Genomic DNA, 20,238 nt, shown 5'->3' with positions numbered 1-20,238 from the left:
TTAAGCCATTCTAATGCTATTTACGCGACAAATATGTCTGGTTATTGTCAGGTAATGTCATTTGGGTAATACGTATTCCAATACTCAGAGGTAACTAGTCCAGCGCCTCCATAACGGCAATCATCTCTTCCCGTACTCCTACAGGGTTAATATCTTGTAATAGATATGCAAACTGTAAAGCATTGCCGTGGCTAACTTCCCCAACCAGCAGGATATCTGCGCCGTTCTCAATCAATAAATTGAACGCCTCTAGCTCCCCGCTCAATATCGAACTATGAATCGGAAGCAACTTTCTATCCAACACGATCTGTGGCGCATTAACATCAATGCCGTGATCAATAAACAATTGTGCCATCGCTAATACTTCTGGCGAAGTAAAACTAAGTATCCCAACTAACGTCCAGTCATTTTTAACAGTGTTTAAGAGCTCTTTACTTGGCCCAAATGCCTCGATAACCCACAAACACTGAGATGGACTTGCCCCAAAGAGATCCACCTCCATGACACACAGCATCAAATGCTCTTCATTAATTGAACTTCCGATCGTAATAAGTAGGCCAAAACAAACAACCATCAATAATTTGCCAACGTTATTTCTTATCATAGCTATTTGGTTCACCTATATTCTTCGGTTCTAAGCCTCTACTAAACATTTCTACCGAGTGCCATCTTGGCCGCTTTATTTACTTTGCTCAGCATGACTTCAAATACCCAACGAACAAAACGCTCGGTAAATTTAATCGAAACATTCGCTCCTTTACCAGCGAACACCAACATATGCCCGAGTAGACCCTTAACTTGATCCGACAAAGCCACAGAGAGCTTGGTTATTGAAACTAGCGAGCGAGCAACGGTGTCATAAACGGTGCCTATACTGGTACCTGTAGCTTGAAGTACACCCACCATTGCAGCATACCCACCATCGACTAAAACCGTCATTAATGCCGCACCGATTTTATCAGCCCAAGTTGCCGAGCCACTCGCCTGCACGCGATTTTGATAATTAAGTACAACTCGCTGGCGAATATTTGATGTAACTTGACTATTGATCGTATCCCACGAACCATGATCAGCGGTATTTAAATAACCAGGCCCACTCTCCATTGAGTGAGAAGCCGGATGAAACCCTTGCTGCCTATTAAGTAGATACTCCTGCCCATTGTAAGGCGCATGAAAAAAAGGCCATACCGGTACTTTCGGCACAGGGTCACCGCCATGTACACAACGAAACATTTTGTCCACTCGCCCGGTGGTATTTACAGAAAAGCCCCTAAGCCCAACACGAGGCGAGCCAAACGTATACAAATACACCTTGCCCTTAAACTCAGGCGAGAACTTAATCCAGTCCGCAACCAAAGATGCAACTGCGCCCCCTAAACTATGCCCAACACAGTGCACCACACTGTTTTTTTGCCCAGCACCTGTTTGTCTTAAGTAACGCGCCAAAGCAGGCCGCATGGAGGCAAATGTACGCTGGAATCCAGTGTGAACTTTACTACCGGAGTCTCCGCCCGCAGTGTGGCAAGTCATATCGGTTAAGCCATCAGCTACACTTTGAGAACCACGAATAGCAATCACATGATCATTCTTGTGCTTCTGACTGATACCTTTTCCAAGTAACGCGAAGCCTGTTTCTTGCCGCCAAAAGAAACCACCCGTCGTACCTTTGACTGTATTGGTTAGGTCGAAACTGAAATTTCTCTTTGTTTCATCACCAACGGCTAGTTTAATGCCTTTTGAAATATTCATTGCGCCATATGCAGCGAACGCCAATTGAGAAGCAATTTTTGGAGAAAGTGTTGTCATTAAATATCCCATTTAGATTAAATTTCATGCCTAAATTTATAAGTGCTTCGATATATTTTTCAAGTAAGTGTTATTCCATACGCAAATAGATGTAATTGGCTGCTCTCGCCGACCTCCCTCCGCCAAGACATCAATTTCATAATCCTTTTCTTTCGCTTTGATTTCACAATCCAAATTCGAAATTAACTTAGCCAAGGTAGCAATATGATGAGGCGGCTTGTTCGTCGACCACAGATACGTCACTTCCGGCCCGTCGTCTAAATAAACGCCTTGATAGACACCAAAGTTTTGCCCAAAAATATCTCCTGGATACCGAGAGCGAACCATTAATTCTGAAAACTCGAATCTGCCTTTTGAGTCTGTTACTGTCGAAGCTCGTAACTCTTTTCCTTTTTTATATCCTTGATAAACCAACACCCTAAAGACTTCGATCCCAACGACAGGCTTATCACCATCCATAACTCGCCCAGCCACACGTGGCGACATCTCTACGTCATAACGCTTAAACGGCCAAAACATCGCACTCGCCTCCTTTATTAATAGTGCAACCAAAATAATCAATACCAGACATATAACCTTCCTCGATAAAGGCCATGAGTTTTTCCATAACAACTGAATCCATCCCAATAAATGAAATATCAGGCATAAGATAAACGAATAAAATAGGGACGAATAGACTGATTAAAGAGAGGTTAGAAAAGTAGCGGCACGCTTCACGCGTTTGTGTAATTTATGGTTGAGTTAATTGCTATGACCCATATGAGCAATAGAGAGAAACCTATTGGATCAAAAGCACAACTCGGCGACCAATGTAAATGCCCAATAACATGGATATCACGCTAAGCAGACCCGCCGGAGAAAAGGCAGGAAGTGCGAGTAATAATTGAGTATCGTTTCCTCCACTTGCTAGTACAGCGCCAATGCCCATTAACACACCAGCAAACAAGTGTTTAGTCGCACCACGCATACCCACTAGCTCGACTTCAAAAGACTTTTTATGAATGGCCGCCGAAAACATACCAATGAGTAGACTGCCGATGAGTAAAAACCGCTCTGCAGACGGCCACAACGATGCATCCCCATACCACACACCCAAACTCACATCTTTTAGCAAACCACTAGGCGTCCATTTAGGTTCATACAAAAAGACCAAACTGGCCATTACGCCAATAACCATCATTACCAACCAGAGCCTACGATTAACACGATCCATACGATAGATGCATAAAACGACAATCAGCGAAACCAGAGCTAACCCTATATTTTGAAATTCAGGAGTAATGTCTAATTGCGTTGTTGATAAAATAGGCGTTAAAACTGCAAATGCGATCCACCCCAAAAACCAGCCTGTCACCGTTGCTATCATGGCAAACTGCCCTCTCGCCAGTTTACTGATCGTCGATACACCACAGCCATTATTGAATGCGGCTCCCATACCAAACAACAGCCCCCCAACCACAGAAAAAACAGACGCATTAAAAGCAAACGGACTCATTGCTATACCGGAGAAATAGGAAACAATCGCTCCCAACCACGCAAATGATCCGCTCAACAATATAGCCATTAAAAACAACGGCTTGCCATTTTGTGCTTCATTGACACCACGAACCATACAAAGACCCGTCGTTTGAGCCAAATAACCTAATATTGCGAGTAATATCAATGCAACCGTCAAAAACATGCTTAACCTCAACCTATTCACTTTACCCAGCTAAGTATAAGTAGGCTTGAAGCAAAACGAGGACATTTAGACCATAAATTAATATCAAGAAATAAGCTCGAGATCGCTCTAAGACCCAATAAACATGCAGTAAACTGTTCACTCAATGAAATGATCCCGCTTACTGGAACGAGGATTTAATGGCGCAGAAAAATTCAAAACAACTAGAAAAACTGTGCAATTGGCCGCAGCACAAACACCCTAACTTCAAAGGCAATAACAAGCCGAAGGCCAATCAGAGCCTTGTATACCTCAAGCAGCTTAGCGAAATGCTAGTAAAAATAGAGGACGAACAAGGGAAAGTGACCATCACCTACGGCTTTACATCCCATGACCTGCTTTGCTACCTAAATAAACACAGCCCTGGTGATATGGGCCCGACTCTCGATCAACACGCTTCATCTGAATTGAACTCTCGTGGCAACCGTATTTGCAAACGAGAAGGCGCATCTTGCGACATTTTAGTCGAAGGTTTTGAAAGCAAAATGGACGAAATCGCTCGTTTCATCACTGAAAACTTGAACTACGATCGGCTTTACTTTTATGGCAAAAACAAACCATTACACATAAGCATTGGTCCCGAACAAGCAAAATATGCCCTAATTCGAAACACTCGAAGTGACGGACGTCGCGTTAATGGAAAAAGCGCGATTGGGGAAGCCACACGCGATCTTTTTGATAACGTATAATCAAAAAAAACGGTCAGCGGCTCATATCATGGATGCAAAACTTTTCTCGGAATTAGTCACAAAAGCAAAAACAGGTAAACAACTGCCTGATGCAGTGTACCTTCATAAAGACGCATTCAGCAGCCTACCCGGCCAGCTTGCTCAGTTCATCCCTGCGGTTGCAAAAGCCGTAAGCTTAGAAGATTCAAACTGGGACATAGTGAAACTGTTTAAAAAAGAATTTCGCTTGTCTTTGCTCAGCTATCCCGATTTCTATACCGACTCCTACCCTGCATTAAAGCAAAGCTTAAACGTGGACTTAACAAAGCTTAGCCACAAAATCACACGCTATCAGGAGTCGGATAACCCGCCGATTCTCCACCGTAAAGAAACCATGATTTTGCCTAATAGCGAATACTACGAACATTTCACCTCATTAACGCAAGAAGGCGAGAACGCGGGCTTATATCAAAATAGCCGCTTAATCGGCTTTCAACGATCTTGGCTTAACCTAATCGAAAAACACGGCTATGAGCTGGTTGATGGACGGCTGTTCAGAAGCTCTACCTTTAAAAACCACAACGAAGAATTCGAACAAGGCATAGACAGGCACAGAACCGCTATTGTTCGTCATGACCTTTCTGCGCCAATGAAAACCCTAGTAAAGCACGGCTATTTAGAAGGCCACCATACCATTTTTGACTATGGCTGCGGCCGAGGCGACGACCTACGCGAGTTAGAAGCACACGGCCTAGATGCCATAGGCTGGGACCCAAATTTCCGCCCCGATGCCGACAAAGTAACATCAGACATCGTAAACATGGGCTTTGTACTTAACGTAATTGAAGACCAAGATGAAAGACTAGACGCCCTACTTGGTGCTTGGGAATTAACAAACAAATTTTTAGTTGTCTCTGTCATGCTCGCCAATGAAAGTTATATGGCCCAATTCAAACCGTATAAAGACGGCGTGATTACCTCTCGCAACACCTTCCAAAAATATTATGCACAATCTGAGATTAAATCTTATCTAGAACGCAGCTTACAAGAAGAAGCAATCCCCGTTGCTCCTGGTATCTTCTACCTATTCAAAGACAAACTAGAAGAGCAACAATACCTGCAAAGCAAATACAAGCGACACCATAACTGGAAGCAACTCACCTCCCCGCAGCCTGTTGAAGCAAAAGACAAAGCCAAACTGGTGATCACTCAAAACCAAAGCCTGTTTGATGACTTTTGGAGCCGCTGCCTAGAGTTAGGCCGAATCCCATCCAATGAAGAATTTGAACACACACAGCAGATCCGTGAATTAGTAGGCTCCCACAAAAAAGTATTCTCGCTACTAGAAGATCTATACGACACACAAGAGTTCTCTAAAGCCGAAAAAGCGCGTAAAGAAGACTTACTGTTGTACTTCGCCATGGGGTTATTTGAAAAACGAAAACCCTACACCCAACAACCAGACGAACTAAAACGCGACATCAAAGCGCTATTTGGTGAATACAGCACCGGGTTAAACCTTGCTACTGAACTGCTATTTGCCATTGCCGACACAGAACTATTAGAAGCGCAGTGCATTAAAGCTAACCAAATCTTACCGGCAAGCATACTTAACACTGGCCACTCTTTGATCTTCCATAAAGAGTACTTAGATTCACTTCCACTCTTGTTACGCGCCTACGTGGGGGCTGGGTTACAAATGTATGGCGAACTGGACGAAGCCATTGACCTAATTAAAATTCATATATCATCCGGTAAGCTCACCTTAACCAACTACGATGACTTTGCGGGGAAATCCGTTCCTTTCTTAGTTGAGCGGATCAAAATCAAAATGGCCGATCAAGAAATCGACTTTTTTGACTACGTAGACGAAAAACGAAGACCACCACTACTCAACAAAAGTCTCTATATTTCAAACCAAGATCCGAACTTTAAAAAGCAACAAAGCTTTGATAAACGCCTAGCCAAACTCTTGGACTACGACACCGACAAAGAGAGCCTGCTCACGGCAATGGAATACCACGTACTGTTAGAGAAAGAGAATAAGAAAGTGAGTGGTTGGAGACTGATTGATGGATGAGCTTATGTAGCAAGAACGGCCTTCTTGCTACATAAACCAAACTGTCATGAAAAATCACTGCATGGATTCCAACGTAGAGATCATTTTACCCAGTTCGACGCTAGCTCTCTTCTTTTGAAGTCTATAAGCAAACTGCAGTGCATTATCTTCAGTTGCTGAATAGACTTGGTTGATGTCGACTCCATTTTTAATCAATAGATTAAATGCTTCTAGCTCTCTTGAGAGGATAGCACCGTGAATCGTCGGAATTTCAACACCATTGACCCGTTGGGGAGAATTCACATCTATACCATGGTCGATTAGAAGCTGAGCCAAAGCCAAGGTTTCTGGTGTCGGATAGCTGAGCACCGCACTTAAAGACCATTCCTCTTCGACTAACAAAAGCAGATCCTCACTTGGGCCTATGGTTTCAATTACCCATAAACATTGCGCAGGCGTGGCCCCTAACAAATCAACCCCCATCACACAGGTAAAAAATTGTTCTTCGCGAATAGAGCTCCCGATAATAACAGCGACGCATGCACTCACCAGCAGAAGAAACCGCAACCACCATTTCTTAATTACGCCCATAGTCTTTGCTTACCACTTGCGATCTTATAAGTCGGTATCAATAACGGCTTTTCGTTATTACACGCAATTCCGTCGAGAAACATCGCCAGCTGACTCCTGAAGTTACGGTTTATTGCGCTCATAACCAACTGGTAGATTTTAATTTTTCTCAAATCGTTCGTCGTGGCGTGATCAAAAGCATGAGATAAGGCTCCTTTTGCCAATTCATTAAGTACTTTTGCAATTGGTTTACGTGGGTTTATCGTGCTTCTCCAAGTTGCTTCGATAAAACCAATTTTGTATGAGGCATCCACCGCTTCTACAAGTAACCCTTGTGCGAACTCTCTTACTTTATCGTCAACCACCATCGATTCAATTCGGTCTCTTTCAACCGGGAAAAAGAAAATCAATATTTCTTTTGTTTCCGATTCTGAGTAGATCAATGTTTGGAATTTCTTTAGCTGCTTCATTGTTAACCTAGATATAAATGAGTTACCGCCATTTTTTCACCTCTTACATTTAAGGCAAAATCAAAATGCACAAAAACCAAACCACATCGTGTGGGTATGTAACTAATGGATATCTCTTTGCTAATTTCTGGAATGAAGCAGAGTAACGATCATGCTTTTTTAATGCTCTTGTAGGAATATCACGTTGACAGTGTTTTTTAGTGCTTTAAGCCAAAACAGCCGTTTTTTTGTACAATGACAAAAAACATAGACCACTACTCTACATAGGCCTTAATATTTCGAACCAAGTAGCAAATTTCAAGAAGCGACAAAGCTCGATAAGCGCCTAGCCAAATCACGTAGTTATGATGCTGACGAAAAGCCTACTCGCGGCAATGGTGTAGCGCATGTTTTAGCCAAAGAGAATTAGAAGGTAAGTAGATTTAAGATTTCAAAAGAATGTCTGCGCATTAATCTCCGCATCAAAAAAGAACGACATCGAACATAACTGTTCAAGTAGAGTAACAATAGTTAGTCACTTTCCAACACCGAATTAACCCATGTCATTAAAAATATTCCCTAACCTATTGAACGATCTATCCATAGTTATTCATAAATCTGACCTCACACCTCTAACCATACAACTTTTGTGAGTATTTTTGTTTAAAAATAGAACTAGTTAATGATACTATACTAACAACTTAATCATGCTCATCCCTATAAAGGTATGATGCGACCCCTTTATAACTGGGACAAGCTGTGACTATAAGCATCAAAAACATATTTAATGCCGAATCTCGAGATATTCAATCACTCTACAACCCGAGTCCAGGCCTTAATGCCACTCGCTTAAGAGCGAGTGGCATGTTTATTGGGGTATCGGGCTGGCTTTTTTAAAACCGCTCTGGGGTATGGTTTCCTTTTCCGTTTCTTGGGGAGAATAAGCCGCTTCCCATTGTCCCTGAGAGCTTTTAAGTTTTTTGGTATCGCTCCTGGACTTCGAGTGTCGCTCGCCCAAATCATCTCATCCATAATCAAAAATAAGGCATTAATGAAGCTGATCCGTAGAGGCTCAACTTCATGTTGTTTAGCCATCTCAGCCATTTCCAGCCTCACGATGTTATAGCTGGTTAATATTCCCCATAGCTCCTGATATATCCCGACTTTTTTCTTACTTCGTAATGTTGGTTTGTTTTGTAACTGATACTGCTTTAGTTCGCCGTAACTGCGTTCGATTTCCCAACGCTCCCAATACACTTTAACTAAGTCATCAAACAGATAGCGCTCAGGGCATAAGCACGAAGTAATGAAGCCTTTGATTTCACCTTTAGGGGTTGGAATTAGAATAAGGCGTGCTTGCCATCTCTTGCCAAGATAGGGAGTCTGCTTTTGAGCTTGTGGTGAAACAGGCATCTCAATGAGATGATCATAATCAGTATAACTCTCGATTATGTCATAGCGCATTTTGGTTTTGATTGGTGTTAACCAGTGGCTGTTACTGCTAGCACCCTGCCAGCTGGTAAATAACTCCGCAGAAGTGAACCCTCTATCAAAAAGTGTTAATGAGTCATCTGGTGCTGACCCCACAAGTTGTTGGGCATATGATATTTCACTGTTTGTTACTGGTCCAAAAGCAGCATCGGACACAAGGTGGCTACGTGTAGACATTAATGTTACTGCCAACACGCTTGGAAATGATGCACCTTTTTGAGCAAACCCAAAATGCTGATTTTCTTCGGTATTGTGAGTTTTGAAATACGTTCCATCGACACTAAGAAGCTTTAAGCCACAAACTTCGTCAAAGTCTGATTGTTGCTCCCACTGTTGGGCTGTAGTTTTAAATAAGTAACGCATAGGTTTATCGCCGAGGCGTTCTTTCCCCTTGATAATACTGCTTGTTGCCATAGGTGTGAGTTCACCATCTACATCAGGGAATGCTAACTCCAACTTGTCGCAGACATCTTGAATGGAGCGATTACGTTGGAGCCCAATCCCTAATACTAACCAAACAGCTTGCTCTGCGGGGAGGCGTCGCTTTCTGAGCGATACTCGTCCAGTTTGTTGAACAGCTTCTTCAACCCATTCCCAAGGAATGTGTTTATTAAACACATCGATTGGACGTTCGTGGCAAAACTCTGCGGTAACCTGTAACTCTTTTGAAAACTCAGACATAAAAAATCGGCCGTAACTTACGTTACGACCGATTATGAGGCCTCTGGAGGATCGTTCAAGTAGCTAAACGATCGGCATTAAGTCCAGGCCTAGGTTTTTTTATACCGATCTATCAGCGTCAGTACACTTGGAGTAAATCAAACATCATTAGAATGATGGGCGATATCAAATCGTGCATTGAACGTTTACGCGAGTATGAAGACTCAGTTACTTTCATTGGAACAGTCATCACTGTTGCAAACAATGAAGGTGTCGCAGCGAAAAAAGAGTTAAAGAACGAGCTACCTACAAAGGTTCATCATGTTATTGATGGCCAACAGCGGCTAACGAGCTATTCTTTGATACTGATGGCTTACTACACTGTATTGGAAGACATTAACACTCGATACAAGCGCGAAGTAGAACCCGATATTTGTACAACTTTGAAGCGCTGGGTAAATAGTAAAGTTAGCGAGCTTCAGAAAACCATTAAAAACAGCATTTCTATTGAAATGGGTGATGATGGGGACGTTGATGCAGGCTATAACTTCTATCCTAAGATTACTCGAGCTAATGAAGACGCTTGGTCAAAATTTGAAGAAGACGCGCAATATGAGTCACCTGTCGCGTCTTTTATGCATAAGTTTATTCGCCATTATATAACTAAGGTAGACTCCACGTTTGACCCAAAAGTGTTTTCAAAAAAGAATGACCTACACTCAATAGTTGCAGATAACTTTGAAACGCTATGCTTTGAGTTAAAAGAGCTAGCTGCGGATGACGACCTAATCCCTTCCTCTGAAACACCATATAGTAAACTAATGCTCGAACGCTTCCTAAATGTCAATTCAGATCTATCTGACGACATTGACAAGGATGAACTCGAAAAATGTAGTGATATTATTCGCGTTGTGATGCTGGGCAACTTTATACTTAAACGCGTAGTCGCTACTTTTGTTGAAGTTTCTGATGATAACTATGCTTTTGACATGTTTGAAGCGTTAAATACAACCGGCGAACCATTAACTGCTTTTGAAACTTTCAAACCGAAAGTTGTTGAGTACTGCCAAAAGCAATATGACAAGGACTACAATAAAACTGAAGAAGCAAAGATTCTTTGCATTACTGAAGAGCTCCTTAGCAAATATAAAAAAGCAGAAGATAAACACAGAAAAACCACAGCTCTTTTTCAGGCATTCAGCATAGCGTATGAAGGTAACTCTTTAGGTGGGCACCTAAGCGTACAAAGGCGTTACATAAACGATGCTTTCGACTCAACGAAAGACAAAAAAAGTTTCTTAATGTTAATGTCAGCGTGCTGCGAATTTATCTCAGAAGTATGGGAATCGCCTCAACCTAGCATATTGGAAACGGTTAATTGTTCATCAAAAGAACTGATGATCTTGATGTCTCACCCTGATATTGATAAAGCAAATTTTTGCATTAAAGCGCTTAAATCCGCTAACCACAAAATTGTGTGTGGCCTGCTTGCTTCTTTCTATTACCAATTTAAAAGTAGTAACTACAATTACGAAAAATTGGATGAATATATCAAGGCTATTTTGTGTACGACAGCATTTTTCGTTCGTTATCGTTCATTTACGCACGGCACTGACGCAATCGATACTAAATACCGTGAAATAATGAGCGATGGTTTGGCAAAAAATAGTGTCCCTTTCCGTTCAGTATCTCAGCTTAAAGACCTTATGAGTTTAAAGCTTACTGTAAGTGACCGAAATGGCAAAGATGCTTGGTTGCACGCTGTGAAAACGCAGGATCTTTATAAAAACCGTAAAGACTTATCAAAGCTAATGCTACTCATTAGTTTCGAAAATAGTGTTTGCGATTTAGGCAACGAAGGTCACCTTACGCAAGGTACAAGCTCTCTAAGCTCCTATTTAAACCTAAATGTATGGACTGAATTTAATAGCGTTGAACATGTTTGGCCTCAAAATAGTTGTGGTAATTGGGATAGCCAACTCGACCCAGAGCGTCATTTAAATTCACTTGGTAATTTGTCTATGTTGCCAGGCAAAGAGAACACCATCGCTGGAAACAAAAACTGGGATGAGAAAAAAACTATCTATCAAATCCTTTCCGAATCAAACGCTGCAGCCAAAGAGTTGTTGATTACAGAAGCTGTTAGTCAAAAGATACTCACCGCGAATCAGGGTAATATCTTAAAGAATGAATCTAAACTTCATCCACATATCGTTGCAATCTCGCGATGTGCAGACTGGACATCAGAATATGTGGAGCAAAGATCGATTAATCTTCTAGAGCGTGTTTGGGATAAAACTGTAGATTGGATGAACTAATTGCTAGATAAGCAATTTAGTCAAGCAGTGAGGCCATATTCGGCCTCACCTACTTCTTAGTTCCACTGTAGAAGAGCAGACTGTAAGCCAATCAGTGTAATCGTTCCGAATCCAGAGATGGATTCTGCTTAATAAACAAGCTAACTGAAACAGAAAACCTGAAAAACGTCCACATTAGCACTCAAAAACTGCCTGCAGCACGACATTATCAATTATACTGTTGCCTTCAAACCACCAACTCAAGTATTCACTATGTATCTAGATTATCTTGCCAGTACACCACTTTGCCCAGAAGCTCTACAGGCTATGACTACTGCATGGCAGGAACTATATGCAAACCCTTCGTCTAATCATGCATGTGGTAAGCATTCACAAGAGTTGCTTCAAAATTGTCAAAGAACTATTGCAGACAAAATTGGGGCTGAAGCTAGCGAAATTATCTTTACTTCTGGGGCTACTGAAGGTAACAATCTAGCTATAAAAGGCCTAGCAGAGCTCAATTCAACTCGTGGAAAGCACTTAATCACAAGCCAAATCGAACATAGTTGTGTCTTAAATATATTTTCTTTTCTAGAAAAGCAAGGGTTTGAAGTTACCTATCTGAAACCGAGTCAGATGGGAATCCATACAGCGCAACAGATTAAAGAGGCCATAAGAGAAGATACAATCCTTGTTAGCATCATGCATGTCAATAACGAGCTCGGTACTATTAATCCTATTCGAGATATTGGTGAGCTTTGTTTTAGCAAGGACATAGTTTTTCATACAGATGCTGCTCAATCAGTAGCTAAGCTAGATATTGATGTTGTCGATGATTATATTGACGCTCTATCTGCATCAGCACATAAGTTTGGTGGTCCAAAAGGCATTGGTTTTTTATATCTTAGAGAGGCAAGAAATCTCAATATAGAACCTGTAATACATGGTTCCGGACAACAAATCGGAATACGTGGTGGGACAATACCTACCCCATTGATAGTAGGTATGAGCGTAGCATTTGAATATTTCAAGTTTGGAAGCGACTACTTGGAAAGTCTTCGAAATGAATTTATCGCAACTCTAGATAACCTAAAAGTTAAATATAAAATAAATGGTACTGATACACTTAGCAATGTAATTAATCTTACATTTGAGTGCGATGTAGACTATGTTAAGTACACATCTCAAGCAGGTATATGTGTATCTCAAGGTTCAGCGTGCAATTCACAACATGTTGAGCCTTCACATGTTCTTACAGCAATGAATATTAGTGCAGAGGAAGCATTCAATACTGTAAGAATTTCTTTTTATGATAATAGCATATTGGCATCGGCAGCCATTTTTAATTAGTAATCAAGGATTGACGCTATATGTTCGAAGCTTTCATCAAATAGCATTTCAAAACCACTATCATCGTAAGTATGCTTTACATTCCAGCTATCTATTATTTCAAGACCCGCGTTACAGTATGCTTCAAAATGTTTGATTGATAATGCTAAACTTTCTCCCTTTAGCGCGTCTATATTAGGACTCTTGGTTAATGCTAATAGGTAAATATAAGAATCGTGCTCGGTGTTCGCGTATGTTTCCAGAGAAATTGAAACCTTAGCTTCCGCCTTCAAAGGTATATACTTATCGGCTTCATATGCTACTAATGCAGCAAAAACCATGAAGTCCTTAATATTCTTGAATACCTTAGTTTTACCTTGTTCTGGAGACGCGAATTTTTTCACCAAGTGTTCATATTTCTTATCTCTATTAACACTTAAAGCACGCCAATTCAAATCATCAGACATATTGAACTTCCTCTATGGTAGTGCCTACAAAGCTACTATTAAACCTTACAACATCATATTCTCCATTCCGAACTTTTAACTTAGTCGGATAAGTTCCTTTCCATTCTTTCTCGCTCATCATTACATTCTGCACAAAATTATATTCACGCCCAATGTGTTCTCTAATTAGGGTATCAGAACTATCTTCTCTCCATTGCGTCTGAGACAACAATAAAATAAACTGATCGACACACTCTGTTATATAACCCAATATCTCTCGACCATGATCTAGTGATATCTCTGATAGGATAGCGTCAGCCATGAAAGGGGCAACTGTCCCTGGTGTTAATAAATAGTTTTTGCTATTTGAACGGTCTTTGGAATACTGTATTAATGAGACAATAAAGGAAACGGAAAGCATAGTCTGATACCCTCCACCAACTCCTTGAGGAATACCATGTTTATTCACAATTCTGAAACTGCCATTGATACTTTTAACTGTGTTTTCATTAAATGCTACACGAGAGAAAAAATCTTGCATTTTTTTTAATACAATTGAATCAGAACCTTTTTCGGCGTCACTCAGATTTGACTCAATTAGCTTGATTATTTTTTTCGTAGCACTAACTATATTCTTAAGGTTTTCTGCTTGTGGTACTGAGCCTTCATGGGTCGCTATCTCGTTCTTAATAGATCTCAACTGAGCTTCTTCTTGCTTCAACAGAGGTTCAATATTTCTCAATTTATTTCTGTCGGATTCTAACTTTAATTTAAGCTGCTCCCTATCTGCTTGTAATAATTTAGCTTCACTAGCATCAACTTTACTAGACTTAATAGTAGCCTCAATTTCTTCAATCTCTCTTTGCTTTTTATGCTTATTTTCAAGTAATTGGTCTTGTTTACGAGTTAGCTCAATCATTGCTTTTAGTGCCAAATTTGGCTTGTTGTCTAGCGAGTCGTAAAGGTTAATAACCCTTTTCCATCTAGCTTTTAACTTCAAATCAATAGCACTTCCTAATAGTGACTCTATCGCATCACGTTTACTTATGCTTTTGTCCAAATCTGAATTGCAAATACATTGATTGATATCCAATATATGTCTAAGTAGATCTTTATTTACGGAAAATTGGTGGGAAAGGTCTAACTCAGATGTATCAATAGATCCGATAGTAAACCTTCTTAATTTTGACGTAAAAGAACTTAATGCCCAGGACGATGACAGCTTTTCATTTTTCTCACTAGAAAGACTAACAAGTTCCGAGTCAATGTATTTTAGTGATTCTTCCAAACCATTCAATATTTTTGCTTGTTGCTGTACATAGTCAACATTTGAATTAATCAATCTTTGAATTGCATTTTCTAGCCTTTCTTCCCTACGAGATATACTAGAAAGCAAATTATTAATTTGGTTTTTATTTCTATCTACTTTAACAGACATCTGTTGCTGTCTAAAATATAAATCTTCGAGCACTCCAGTAGTATCAAGTTCAGCTAAATTTCTGTTATAAACCTTTAAAACACTATCTAAGTCTTTTAACGCTTTCTCTGCTACTTCAAAGCCCAAGATCCGTTTTATCGACTGTTTTATGTAAGAAAAATTATTCTCATTAGTTAATCCGCCGTCACCTTCACCTTGATAGAAGAAAAATGGAGCCATGTCGGACGGAATAATCGTATTAATAATAAACTGAGGATTACTTTGAAATTCCTTAACACCCCTATTTATTATATATACAGACAACTGACCTTTCTTGCTACCTGATTCAGATATGCGTTGAATAATGTATTCAACTCCATTATTCTCCAGAGTTAATACCACTTTAAAACCACTAACTCCATTCAGGCTCGCTGTTTCGTTGACCAAGTTGGTTTTTTCATGAAAGTTAGAAGTAAACTCTTGAAATAGACACCAGCGAATAGCATTAAGCAATGTTGTCTTACCTCCATTATTCTCTCCATGAAATAGAGTTATTTTCCGTTCACTGTCCGTAGAAAAATTTATTTCTTGCTCACCATAAAACTGTCTGAAATTTTTGATAATAATCTTAATTAATTTCATCTTTGCAAATCTCTTCTACATTTTTTTCAATCATATTACGAATCGACATCAGGTGATCATGGGTTCTATTACCTTGATAATAATTTTGCCTTTCCATGTCCATAATCTGAGCAGCAACCTTGTGAGTCGTTGAGCGTTTTTTGAAAATTTCATCCGCTGAATTAGTCTGTTGGTCTATCTCTTTCAACTGTGCTTTTAATTCTTCAAAATCAAGCATGTTTACACTCTCTTAAATTAGCCCTAGTAGTTTTACTTTAACAGCAATATCGTCTTTATTAAGAGCCAAAGATTGAAAATCCCTCACCCTCTCCAGCTCAGATTTTCTCAAAGAATCTGAGTAGTCGCTCAAAACCCCTTCATTGGGTAACAAAACAAAATCATAAATATTTGCCTTTATTTTTCCGCGACTTTTTCTTAAAACTCGACCTCTTCGTTGAATGTACTGCCTTGGGTTTTTTGTGCTTGCTAGTATAAATGCCGTCTCACATGCGGGAATATCAATACCTTCGTCTAGCACTTTCATTGCAACTAGAGCCTCTAGGTCATTAGATCTGAATGCACTTAGTATATTCTTTCTTTCCTTCATGCTTTCTTTAGATGTGAACTTAGCAACACTCCATCCCTGACGATATAACTCTTCTGTGACTAAAGATATATAATCGTTTTGTTCGGATGAATCCCTCCCTTCTCCAACATAGAACAATGTCCCTTTTCTACTATTACCATATTTATTTTCTAGTATAGTTCTTAATGCTGTAAGTTTATTCTCAGCTACACCCATTAACTTGTTTCTTTTACCACATAATATTTGAAAGTTGAGTGTTTCTTGATTAGTTAAACGACGCTTATTTGCAATAATAACCAACTGACTAATTGACTTAGATAAACTATCATAGTTCTCTTGTTCAAAAGCACTCAGATAGACAGGGATTATATGATAGTCATAGGGGGTCAATACGCCATCAATTATTGCATCTTTTAATGTATATTTAGCTACAATGCCGCCATAGTATTTTATCAACCGTTCTTTCGCTAGATCTGGAAATGGCGATTCTTGTTCATCGTCGTCGCTTATGAACGGGGTTGCAGATAGGCCCAAACGATGTGTACACAGAGGTAATGCCTCCGCAGTGCTCTCAGCGCCGTGATGATGGCATTCATCACCAACCACCAATATTTCAGAAGGATCAATGCCTCTTATAAGACCTTGAAATACTTCCGATTTTAGAGTTTTATTCACTACCAAAATGCAAAGAAAATTAATCTCTCCAAATTGTTTTAGTTTAATTTTCCGTTTAAGATTTCCAAACCAATTGTGTTGATTGTCAAAACATTCGAGCGGGAATATGTTAAATAACTTAAGCTCACCTAACCATTGCTTTGCTAATGGTATATATGGTACCGAAATTATCACAGTCGTTGGTAATTTTTGTGACGTTCTAGATTCGTACAGTTCAACCAAGGCGCACAAAGCAGTTACCGTTTTTCCAGATCCTGTTGCTAACTCCAATATTCCTTTGTGACTATTTTCTTTCCAATTAGCTATAGCACAATTTTGATGTTCTCGTAAATTAAAACTCTCCCCATTGATTGCGCTAGGAATTCTAGGAATTTCATATTTTAAGGCCACATCATTAACTTCAAAATCCTCCCAACTATCAACTACGCCCAGAGCTTCCCTTAATTGAGGTAAGTTTGCCTTTGACTGAATTCTATTATATATAGCAGAATCAAGCTTCACTACTCTGGTGTTTTTTGCTTCGTTACTCCACAACTTATCAAATGATTTAACATAATTAATTCCGTGAGTTTCAAAGACCGGGTGGTTACATGGGTAAACACTAATTTCTTCAGAATTAATGTCTTCTAAAGCGTTTACTGTCTCATTTGCTGAGCCATTGAATGCAATAACGAATCCATTGTGGTCTCGTAACACCCCAATTTTTTGATGAAACATTCCTCTGCGCCTTAGCGAAAATCGCACTTCTAACCTATCGGATGCAATCAAATAGGTTAATATTTCAGAACCCGCTACTTTTTCATCTGAAACTAGTGCCTCGAACGATTTAGAGAGCTCATCAATCTTTTGCAAATTTCCTATACATACTGCTTTGAACTCATCTTTGGTTAAAGGCTCACCAATGATAAGCCTCATTCGCCCTTTCGATTGAACTAAAGACTTTAACCCCTGAGATAACTGTACAAGCACATGTGAAGAAAAATAACCAACCGCCCTATCGTATGAAACAGAATTCGACAAAGCAGGTATATAAAAATCGCGTAAAATATCGTCATCTTCAGTGTTGTACGTGAATTTGAGGTTAAGTTTCTCCAACATATCAATTCATCCAAGAAATAAGGTTATCCCAAGCGTTTGATAAAAGCTTTTCTGAACGGAAATTGATCGTTTCTTCATTCCACTCTTCTATATATGCAATATCTTGCATCTTGGCTGCAAATCTAGCTTCGGCAATCAAACTTGTCTTCAAAGATTTTACATTTTTTTCAGCAAAAACCAGCTCGAGCTCTTCAATATGAACTTTCATTGAACTGCGCAATGCTGTCCAAGATTGTTTATCACTACTCTTGAATCTTCCAGCAATATCAACAAAAACATTGCCGATATATTGATCCTTATTGATGCTGCCATCAACATTCCAGCCGAGTGACGTTACACCAGCAACTTTCGGGTTATATATTTTACTAATCGAGTTTTTTTCTAATTTCAACTCATTCCATGTATCTATATTCAGCACTTCATTTTTAAAATCATAGCTACTTTGATAAACACCGCCCGCCACATCTAAATTGTGCATTGCTGCCATTATCAGCAATCTATTTGATTCAATTTTCTTTTCAAGAAGAGGCGACTGTGCACACACTTCAATCCATTTCGCTTTTATTTCGCCATCTTTAGGGTTTTTGCTTTTTATTTTTTGACTTAATGAATTACTTAAGTACTTTTTTAATCCATCTAAGTCAATACCGTATTCATTAGCTCCTTCTAACTTAAAGGGACCAATTTCATTACCATCTACATTAGTTATTTTACTATGTATTGCTTTATACTCAGACTCGATACCATCAGCTTTACCGCTCATGGCGCGCCACAGAACACTATATGCGGTTATAGCTTTTATTGCATTTACAAGCTGAACGCGATCCTCTTTATCTTCGAGCATGCTGTCTTTTATCTTAAACTGAGCAAGCAAACTTAAAGATATAGTATGTTTTATATCGACAAGATAATTCAAACAAAGAGAAAAAATCTCCGTATCATTATCTGAACAAAGGCCTTCTATTTCACCTTTGTTCCATGTATCAAAGATTAGATCGACAGTTTGCTTAAAGTGTTCAAGGTATTTGTCCTTTGCAAGACTATTACAGCTATTATATGAAGATAATAAAGCTTCTCGTTGACTAGGAACCTTAGTTTTAGGAATCTTTCCGTTATATGCTCTCATAAATGCAATAATTATCTTCTCCGTTTGTTTATTTTTTGCTTCATTTGAAGATAGTTCTTCGAACCTTGCACTAATTGAATTGATTTTTTTATATTCGCATTCCGCATTCAAGTCATCTTTAGACTGTAAATGCTCGATTACCCTAGGAACGAAGGTTTCAAATGCTGTTAAAGGCTCACCCGTTGTATTAAGAGCTTCAAACATATCAAATGCATAGGACTCACTATTTACCGTGACAAATGTTACGCATATACGATGTAAAACAAAACTAGCAAAGGCTGCAATATTAACCAAATTCTTAGTTTTATCCGATAAAGCTTCGCAATCATACAGCTCTCGATTCACATTAAAATGAATGCAATCTTGTAAGTGTTTATTACCTAGTTCACAGAACTCAATTAATTCATCATCTTCATTTCTACGTACTCCCAGCACCAAATTAGGTGCCTCTTTGAAGACCTTACGCATGAATTCAATATTTTTGCGAATCAATGTCATTTCAGGACCTGAAAACTGCTTAAGATCCAGCTCTTTAAATTTACCTGACTGGTTCAGTAAATTTGATTGAAAGCGAAAGAGATACTGAGAAAGTGGAGATTGGTATCTACCAATATCGTTATTGTCTCCCCAACGGTCATACTTTAGCTCATGCCCCTCTTGTAAACCGTGCATAGATCTAATTACCTTAGGTAAATATCTATACTCATCTTCACCTAAGGCCGACTCTATTGGATAACCACCGGTTTGGTTTATCAAACCCTTTATCTGACGATGTAATGCCTGAAAGTGGCTCTTCATAGCATCTTGTTCTACATTTTTTATGTCTGATTGAAGAGCAGATTCACCTTTTAGCATAGCTTCATGTAAAACTGTCAATAATAAAATTAAAGTTGTAATTCTTTGTTGCCCATCTACTATTAATTTAATCCGTTCAGGGAGAATAGCCTCATCTTTTCTGTAGATCGATTCCCCTTTATCATCATCTACAGTTAAAAGAGTCCCAAGAAATATTATAGCTTCATCAGATTGCAACAAATTATCAAAAGATGATTCAATATCATCAATCAGGTTATTAATATTTTCGTGATTCCACGAGTATGGCCGCTGGTATGCAGGCATATAGAAACCTAAATTTCTATCCTTTACAAAAATATCATTAATAGATTTTGGTTCTGATTTAAATATTTTATCCAACGACATATTGTTCCTCTCTAGTTATA

General features: G+C 39.3%; 16 protein-coding genes. 4 read left to right on the top strand and 12 right to left on the bottom strand.

The window, feature by feature from the left end:
- Nucleotides 1-94 precede the first annotated feature (94 nt).
- The 4 genes from VTAP4600_RS02705 to VTAP4600_RS02690 form a co-directional block, all read right to left on the bottom strand.
- Nucleotides 95-619, bottom strand: coding sequence for a hypothetical protein (locus tag VTAP4600_RS02705; protein ID WP_145958550.1), 525 nt, complete (start codon nucleotides 617-619; stop codon nucleotides 95-97).
- Between the two features lie 26 nt (nucleotides 620-645).
- The gene (locus VTAP4600_RS02700) at nucleotides 646-1,806 is read right to left on the bottom strand and encodes a lipase family protein (RefSeq protein ID WP_102521380.1); all 1,161 of its coding nucleotides are present in this window, start codon (nucleotides 1,804-1,806) and stop codon (nucleotides 646-648) included.
- A gap of 36 nt (nucleotides 1,807-1,842) precedes the next feature.
- Nucleotides 1,843-2,325 carry a DUF6795 domain-containing protein gene (locus VTAP4600_RS02695; RefSeq protein WP_102521379.1) on the bottom strand — a complete coding sequence of 161 codons (483 nt, stop codon included), beginning with the start codon at nucleotides 2,323-2,325 and terminating at the stop codon, nucleotides 1,843-1,845.
- A gap of 259 nt (nucleotides 2,326-2,584) precedes the next feature.
- Nucleotides 2,585-3,487, bottom strand: coding sequence for a YeeE/YedE thiosulfate transporter family protein (locus tag VTAP4600_RS02690; protein WP_102521378.1), 903 nt, complete (start codon nucleotides 3,485-3,487; stop codon nucleotides 2,585-2,587).
- Between the two features lie 179 nt (nucleotides 3,488-3,666).
- On the opposite strand from VTAP4600_RS02690, the gene VTAP4600_RS02685 reads away from it, so the two are divergent.
- Both VTAP4600_RS02685 and VTAP4600_RS02680 read left to right on the top strand, forming a co-directional pair.
- Nucleotides 3,667-4,215 carry a hypothetical protein gene (locus VTAP4600_RS02685; protein ID WP_102521377.1) on the top strand — a complete coding sequence of 183 codons (549 nt, stop codon included), beginning with the start codon at nucleotides 3,667-3,669 and terminating at the stop codon, nucleotides 4,213-4,215.
- A 28-nt stretch (nucleotides 4,216-4,243) separates the two neighbouring features.
- Complete coding sequence (locus tag VTAP4600_RS02680; protein WP_102523876.1) at nucleotides 4,244-6,274, top strand: DNA phosphorothioation-associated putative methyltransferase; 2,031 nt, start codon at nucleotides 4,244-4,246, stop codon at nucleotides 6,272-6,274.
- Between the two features lie 54 nt (nucleotides 6,275-6,328).
- Here VTAP4600_RS02680 and VTAP4600_RS02675 read toward each other — a convergent pair whose 3' ends face one another.
- The 3 genes from VTAP4600_RS02675 to VTAP4600_RS02665 form a co-directional block, all read right to left on the bottom strand.
- Nucleotides 6,329-6,844 carry an ankyrin repeat domain-containing protein gene (locus tag VTAP4600_RS02675; protein ID WP_102521376.1) on the bottom strand — a complete coding sequence of 172 codons (516 nt, stop codon included), beginning with the start codon at nucleotides 6,842-6,844 and terminating at the stop codon, nucleotides 6,329-6,331.
- On the bottom strand, nucleotides 6,835-7,293 hold the full coding sequence (locus tag VTAP4600_RS02670) for a hypothetical protein (protein WP_102521375.1): 459 nt from the start codon (nucleotides 7,291-7,293) through the stop codon (nucleotides 6,835-6,837). Before VTAP4600_RS02670 ends, VTAP4600_RS02675 begins: the two co-directional genes overlap by 10 nt.
- Before the next feature lie 828 nt (nucleotides 7,294-8,121).
- A complete protein-coding gene (locus tag VTAP4600_RS02665) occupies nucleotides 8,122-9,444 on the bottom strand; it encodes an IS4 family transposase (protein ID WP_012397019.1) in 1,323 nt (440 codons plus the stop codon).
- 152 nt (nucleotides 9,445-9,596) lie between these two features.
- Here VTAP4600_RS02665 and VTAP4600_RS02660 point away from each other — a divergent pair, with 152 nt between their 5' ends.
- Together VTAP4600_RS02660 and VTAP4600_RS02655 are read left to right on the top strand one after the other, a co-directional pair.
- The gene (locus VTAP4600_RS02660; protein WP_102521374.1) at nucleotides 9,597-11,741 is read left to right on the top strand and encodes a GmrSD restriction endonuclease domain-containing protein; all 2,145 of its coding nucleotides are present in this window, start codon (nucleotides 9,597-9,599) and stop codon (nucleotides 11,739-11,741) included.
- 252 nt (nucleotides 11,742-11,993) lie between these two features.
- The gene (locus VTAP4600_RS02655) at nucleotides 11,994-13,070 is read left to right on the top strand and encodes a cysteine desulfurase family protein (RefSeq protein WP_102521373.1); all 1,077 of its coding nucleotides are present in this window, start codon (nucleotides 11,994-11,996) and stop codon (nucleotides 13,068-13,070) included.
- On the opposite strand, the gene VTAP4600_RS02650 is transcribed toward VTAP4600_RS02655, so the two are convergent.
- Genes VTAP4600_RS02650 through VTAP4600_RS02630 form a run of 5 tightly spaced genes read right to left on the bottom strand, consistent with a single transcriptional unit; the run spans nucleotide 13,067 to nucleotide 20,218 of the window.
- Nucleotides 13,067-13,516, bottom strand: coding sequence for a hypothetical protein (locus tag VTAP4600_RS02650; protein ID WP_102521372.1), 450 nt, complete (start codon nucleotides 13,514-13,516; stop codon nucleotides 13,067-13,069). The genes VTAP4600_RS02655 and VTAP4600_RS02650 overlap by 4 nt on opposite strands.
- A complete protein-coding gene (locus tag VTAP4600_RS02645) occupies nucleotides 13,509-15,554 on the bottom strand; it encodes an AAA family ATPase (protein ID WP_102521371.1) in 2,046 nt (681 codons plus the stop codon). The genes VTAP4600_RS02650 and VTAP4600_RS02645 overlap by 8 nt, the downstream gene beginning before the upstream one ends.
- Nucleotides 15,541-15,771 (bottom strand): CxC ATPase DNA modification system associated small protein, encoded by a 231-nt coding sequence (locus tag VTAP4600_RS02640; RefSeq protein WP_102521370.1) that lies wholly within the window; start codon nucleotides 15,769-15,771, stop codon nucleotides 15,541-15,543. The genes VTAP4600_RS02645 and VTAP4600_RS02640 overlap by 14 nt, the downstream gene beginning before the upstream one ends.
- Nucleotides 15,772-15,783: 12 nt before the next feature.
- Nucleotides 15,784-17,892 carry a DEAD/DEAH box helicase family protein gene (locus tag VTAP4600_RS02635; protein ID WP_102521369.1) on the bottom strand — a complete coding sequence of 703 codons (2,109 nt, stop codon included), beginning with the start codon at nucleotides 17,890-17,892 and terminating at the stop codon, nucleotides 15,784-15,786.
- A gap of 1 nt (nucleotide 17,893) precedes the next feature.
- A complete protein-coding gene (locus VTAP4600_RS02630; protein WP_102521368.1) occupies nucleotides 17,894-20,218 on the bottom strand; it encodes a DUF262 domain-containing protein in 2,325 nt (774 codons plus the stop codon).
- Between the last annotated feature and the right edge of the window lie 20 nt (nucleotides 20,219-20,238).

The sequence above is a fragment of the Vibrio tapetis subsp. tapetis genome, assembly GCF_900233005.1.
Classification (GTDB): Bacteria; Pseudomonadota; Gammaproteobacteria; order Enterobacterales; family Vibrionaceae; genus Vibrio; species Vibrio tapetis.
This window is presented reverse-complemented; position numbering and strand designations above follow the sequence as displayed.